This window comes from Rhodopseudomonas sp. WA056, assembly GCF_010906995.1.
Taxonomy (GTDB): Bacteria; Pseudomonadota; Alphaproteobacteria; order Rhizobiales; family Xanthobacteraceae; genus Rhodopseudomonas; species Rhodopseudomonas palustris_G.
Window position 1 is genome coordinate 1 of sequence record NZ_QPFS01000192.1, and the last position, 5,579, is coordinate 5,579.

A 5,579-nucleotide genomic window follows, 5' to 3' on the forward strand; every position below is an offset into this window, starting at 1 on the left:
GGAGGGGACCACTTCGGGGCGCTGCGACATTGTCGTCCCGGAACATCAGCGGCGGCCGGGCATTGCCCTACCAGACCGACGAGGCCCATGCGCTGGCTACTTTCTCGTCGGACATCGGATCGTTCGAGTGGACGTCGCAGTCGCTTGAACGTGGGTCCGGACGCGACCGACGCGACCGGATCGGAGAGCCCCGTCCCGTCCCCCGCCGGGCGGGGCTCTTCTTCGTCGGCCAGGCCATCTCGCTCGGTCACTTCCCTCCACTTGTGACAGAACACGGCAGCGTACGGTTCTGATTCTATCGGTGCCGGAAATGCTCTAAAGTTCCGTCCTCCGGCCGGTTCGCGCGCCGGTGCGGCGTCTCACCCGCCGAAATCATCCGCACAGCAAACGGCCCTGGCCGATCCCGATGATCGCAACGCCCTCCCTTCACAGCCTGGCGCTGCTGCTGCTGCTGAGTTTCTTTCTCGGCTTTGCGTTCGAGGATTTCTTCGAACAGCGCAAATCGGCGCGTCCTGGCGGCGTCCGAACTTTTCCACTGCTGTCTGTCGGCGGCGGCGTGCTGTACTGGCTGGATCCGACCCGTCTGGTCGCTTTCACCGGCGGCCTCGTGGTGCTCGGTATCTGGCTGTCGATCTTCTACACTGTGCATTTGCGCGAACGCGACGATCAGGGCGAACGCAACGCCGGGCTGGTGGTGCTGCTGCTCAACATCCACGCTTACCTGCTCGGCGCGGTCACACTGGCGCTGCCGCATTGGGTCGCGGTCGGCATGACGGTGACCGCGGTGATGCTGCTGACAGGGCGCGACTGGCTGCACCGGCTGGTGCACAAGGTCGACACCCGCGAAATCACCACCGCGGCGCAATTCCTGATCCTCAGCGGCGTCGTGCTGCCGCTGCTGCCGGCCGAGCCGGTCACTTCGCTGACCAGCATCACGCCCCGGCAGGTGTGGCTGGCGCTGACGCTGGTGTCGGCGCTGTCCTATGCCAGTTATCTGGCACAGCGCTATTGGCGGCGCGCCGCGCAGGGGCTGTGGATGGCTGGCCTCGGCGGGCTGTATTCCTCGACCGCCACCACCGTGGTGCTGGCGCGGCAGGCCGCCGTCAGCGAGGCGTTCCGCCGTCAGGCGGTGGCCGGCATCACGCTGGCCACCGGCATCATGTATCTGCGTATCCTGGTGGTGATCGCGGTGTTCAACATCGCGCTGGCGCGCGAACTGGCGGCGCCGATGCTGGGGCTCGCAGCAATCGCCCTGTCGATCGCAGCGCTGCAATATATGATCATCAAGGCGCCCAGCGGCGAAGCCACCCAACCATCGGAGCGCGGCAACCCGCTCGAACTGGGCGCCGCCGCGGTATTCGCAGGATTGTTCGTCGCGATCTCGCTGGCCTCGACCTGGGTCAAGACCGAATTCGGCACCCAGGGCATCTATTGGCTGGCGGCGATCGTCGGGTTCTCCGACATCGACCCGTTCGTGCTCAACCTGGCGCAGGGCGGCACCGCCGGGATCGGCGAACATGCGGTGGCAATCGCGGTGCTGATCGCGGCATCGTCCAACAATGTCTTGAAGGCGGCCTATGCGATCGCGTTCGGCGGTCGCCGCACCTGGCAGAGCGCGGTCGTCCTGGTGGCGCTGGCGATCGGCGGCGCGGCGCTGGCGGCGTGGCTGGCACAGGTCGCGTGAGCGGCGGCGAGCGTCAGCCGCGCTTCAGCATCGACAGCAGCGACGTGGTGGCCTTGTAGCTCTGCACCGCGTTGTCGCGGAACGCCGGGGTCCAGTTGGTCGCGGTGCGCTCCTCGGCGCTCATCCCCGAATAGGCGTTGAGCAGGCCGAGGCTGAAATCCGCCGGGTTGCCGGAGGTCTGGCTCTGCTTCAGCGCCGTCAGGATGCTGGCGCGGTTGCGGCCGTCGAGCTCGCGCTTGGCGGCAAACACCTCTTCCTGCGAGAACAGATCGTCCTTGTTGAGCGAGATCGCCGACAGTGCGCGATTGTCGAGCACCGACAGATCCGCCTGCTGGCCGGTCTTGCGCGCCGGATCGTACACCAGCAGCTTGCCGGCGGCGGTCGCCTGCTTGGCCTGATCGTCGAGCGTGGCGCGTGCCTGCTTGGCGACGCTGCCGAAATCCTGGGTCGTGGTGGCGCTGCCCGACGGATAGCGCGCCAGATAGGCGGCCACCGGATCGTTGCTGATGCCGGCCGGGATCTTCGACGGATCGCTCTGCGTCGCCGCCAGCCCCTTGGTGATCGCAGCGCGCTCGGCCTGCCAGATCGCGGTCGCCTTCTCTTCGCTCGAGGCGCCGTCGAGATAGCTGGCAGCCGCCTTGTACACGGTGCTGTAGTCGCCGATCAGCTTGGCGGTCTGCGTCGCCGGCGACAGCGCGGCGTTGAACTGCGCGATCCGGTTGGTCGCCGCCAGCGTCTGCTCGGCCTCGGTGAACCGGCCGCCGGCATTGGAGGCGATCGCGAACAGCGCCCGGCGGTCGAGCCCCGACAGGTCGACCGTCGGCTTGCCGCTTGCGTCGTAGGGCGCGGAGACGTTCGCCGCCTTGTACAGCTTGTCGATCGCGGCGCGGCTGTCGCTGATCACCGCGGAGTAATCCTTGGAAGAGCCGCCGGCGAGCTGCGCCCGCGCCGCCGCCGACAGCGTGAGCTGGGTCGCCGCGTTGCTGGCGCTCGGCAGCACATCGTCGCTGGTTGCGTTCAGAATGCCCGCCAGCGAGGTCTGCGCGCCCGCGGTCCGCGCATAGGCGGCGCCGTATTGCGCGTAATTGTTCAGGCCGTTGGTGATGCTGGTCATGGCATGGCGCCCCGCTGCCGAGGAGGACGGTTAAGGAACCGTTACCGCGAGCCAACCTGTCAGGACATGGTTAACGACCGGTTAATTGTTTCGCGATGTTGCTGATCGGTGCAGCTTTTGAGGGGGACGGAGCCTCGAGGACACGGCCTCCCCTCCGTCATTCCGGGGCGCTCCGCTTCGCCAAGAGCACCGTCATTCCGGGATGCGTGCGACAGCACGCAGACCCGGAATCTCGCAGCTATCGCAGAGGGTGACGCAGCGATGCGCTTGGCAGGTACCGTGCACGACCACATCGCGATTCCGGGTTCGCTCGCTGACGCGAGCGCCCCGGAATGACGGTGCGGTTAGTCCTGGATCTTCGAAAAATCCGCCACCGCGCGGGTCGCGGCGCGGATTTCGTTGAGCAGCTTCAGGCGGTTTTCGCGGACGGCCTTGTCGTCGGCGTTGACCGTCACCTTATCGAAGAACGCATCGACCGCCGGCCGCAGACCCGCCATCGCGGTCATCGCCGCGGCGAAGTCTTCCTTGGCGACGGCCGCACCGGCCTCCGCCTTGGCACGGTCGATCGCGGCGGCGAGTGCCCTCTCCTCATCCTGCGCATACAGCGAAGCATCCGGCGCGCCGTCGAATGCGCGGCCGTCCTTCTTCTCCTCGATGCGCAGAATGTTGGCGGCGCGCTTGGTGCCGGCGAGCAGATTCTTGCCGTCGTCGGTGGCCAGAAACGCCGCCAGCGCCTCGACGCGGCGGACGATCATCAGGATGTCGTCCTGGCCTTCCAGCGCGAACACCGCGTCGACGAGATCGTGACGAGCGCCTTGGTCGCGGAGCTGGACCTTGAGGCGGTCGGCGAAGAAGGAGAGGAGGTCTAGTGCAGCCTTTCTCATCTGCCCGGCGACCAGATCTGCTTCTGCAATCTGGCGATACCGAAATGCCGTCGCAAGTTCAGAAATCGAGATGATCGTACCAGGGGGAAGCTCATCTTCGACGCGCTGCACCAGTTCCATCGCCGCGCGGAACTCATCGAACAAGACAGCCTTCGCGTTACGAGCGAACGGCCGCGCCGATAGATCGAAGATGTTCAATCTGAGCTTGTTGTCGACGATCAGCCTAATCACCCCCAGCGCCGCCCGCCGCAGCGCATACGGGTCCTTGCTGCCCGTCGGCTTCTCGTCGATCGCCCAGAATCCGACCAGCGTGTCGAGCTTGTCGGCCAGCGCGACCGCGATGCTGACCGGATCGGTCGGGACGCGATCGGCCGGCCCCTGCGGCTTGTAGTGTTCCTCGCACGCTGCGGCGACAGAGGCATCTTCGCCCTGGGCCAGCGCGTAGTACTTGCCCATCAGGCCCTGCAGTTCGGGGAATTCGCCGACGACCTCGGTGAGCAGGTCCGCCTTGCAGAGCTTCGCAGCGCGCTTGGTCTTTTCGACATCGGCGCCGACCAGCGGCGCGATCTCGGCGGCGAGGCGTTCGATGCGTTCGATGCGCTCGGCCTGGGTGCCGAGTTTTTCGTGGAACACGATCTGATCGAACTTCGGCAGCCGGTCTTCCAGCTTGGTCTTCAGATCGGTCTCGTAGAAGAACTTCGCGTCCGAAAGCCGCGCGCGGATCACGCGCTCGTTGCCGGCGGTGATCGCGGCGCCGCCGTCGCTGGCTTCGATATTCGCGGTAAGGATGAACTTGTTGGCGAGCTTGCCGGTCGCAGGATCGGCGACCACGAAGCACTTCTGGTTGGCGCGGATGGTGGCGCGGATCACTTCGTCCGGGATCGACAGGAAGTCCTTGTCGAACGAGCCCATCAACGGCACCGGCCACTCGACCAGGCCGGAGACTTCGTCGAGCAGCCCCTGATCCTCGACCAGTTCGTAGTTCTGCGCCTGCGCCAGCGTTTTCGCGTCGGCCAGGATGATGTCCTTGCGCCGGGCCGGATCGAGCACGACCTTGGCGGCGAACAGCTTGGCCTCGTAGTCCTCGAAGCGGCGCACCTCGAACGCATCCGGCGCCATGAAGCGATGGCCGCGCGTGGCTTGCCCAGCCTCGATGCCGTCGACGTTGAAATGCACCACGTCGGGCTCTTCGGTGTCGATGCCGAAGGTCGCGACGATCGAATGCAGCGGCCGCACCCATTGCAGCGCGCCGGGCTTGGCCGACCGCGCGCCCCAGCGCATCGACTTCGGCCACGGGAAGGTGCGGACGATGACGGGCAGGATTTCGGCAATCACCTCGATCGCCGGCCGGCCCGGCTTCTCGATCAGCGCGACATAGAAGTCGCCTTTCTTCGGATCGCGCTGGATCTTGGCCTCGTCCAGCGAGGCGAGCCCGGTGGCCTTGAGAAAGCCCTGCACGGCGGCATCCGGCGCGCCGACCTTCGGCCCCTTGCGCTCGTCCTTCAGATCCGGCTGCCGCGCCGGAATGCCATGCACCGTCAGCGTCAGCCGCCGCGGCGTCGCAAACGCTTTCGCGCCCTCGTAGACGAGCCCTTCGGCGACGAGCTTGTCGGTGACCAGCCGCTTCAGATCATCAGCAGCCTTCCCCTGCATCCGCGCCGGGATTTCTTCGGAGAACAGTTCGAGGAGGAGATCGGGCATTTAGATTTGATTCCGTGCGCGCGGCACCCCCACCCCCGACCCCTCCCCGCAAGGGGGAGGGGAGACGGCGCAGTGCCTGGGAAAACGACTGACTTCGCCATCGCGAAGCCTGCAAAGAGAATTCATCAGTTCGCCTCCCGACGACGCCCGCGCGGCTTACGAGGCTTGCGTGGTCGTGGCTCCCCTCCCCCTTGCG

3 protein-coding genes are annotated in these 5,579 nt (G+C 66.3%); 1 reads left to right on the forward strand and 2 read right to left on the reverse strand.

Going from position 1 to position 5,579, the window contains the following annotated elements; translation table 11 throughout:
- Positions 1 to 406: 406 nt before the first annotated feature.
- Complete coding sequence (locus tag DU475_RS22880; protein ID WP_142881947.1) at positions 407 to 1,684, forward strand: MgtC/SapB family protein; 1,278 nt, start codon at positions 407 to 409, stop codon at positions 1,682 to 1,684.
- Positions 1,685 to 1,697: 13 nt separating this feature from the next.
- Here the strand turns inward: DU475_RS22880 and DU475_RS22885 are convergent, their stop codons facing one another.
- Both DU475_RS22885 and glyS read right to left on the reverse strand, forming a co-directional pair.
- A complete protein-coding gene (locus tag DU475_RS22885) occupies positions 1,698 to 2,798 on the reverse strand; it encodes a hypothetical protein (RefSeq protein WP_164633419.1) in 1,101 nt (366 codons plus the stop codon).
- Between the two features lie 344 nt (positions 2,799 to 3,142).
- Entirely contained in the window at positions 3,143 to 5,383 is a 2,241-nt protein-coding gene (gene glyS / locus DU475_RS22890) for a glycine--tRNA ligase subunit beta (protein ID WP_164633420.1), read from the reverse strand.
- Positions 5,384 to 5,579 lie beyond the last annotated feature (196 nt).

Bases quoted from the DNA above. Each gene is read 5' to 3' on its own strand.
- DU475_RS22885 (WP_164633419.1), bottom strand. From the start codon at position 2,798: ATGACCAGCATCACCAACGGCCTGAACAATTACGCGCAATACGGCGCC.
- glyS (WP_164633420.1), bottom strand. From the start codon at position 5,383: ATGCCCGATCTCCTCCTCGAACTGTTCTCCGAAGAAATCCCGGCGCGG.
- DU475_RS22880 (WP_142881947.1), top strand. From the start codon at position 407: ATGATCGCAACGCCCTCCCTTCACAGCCTGGCGCTGCTGCTGCTGCTG.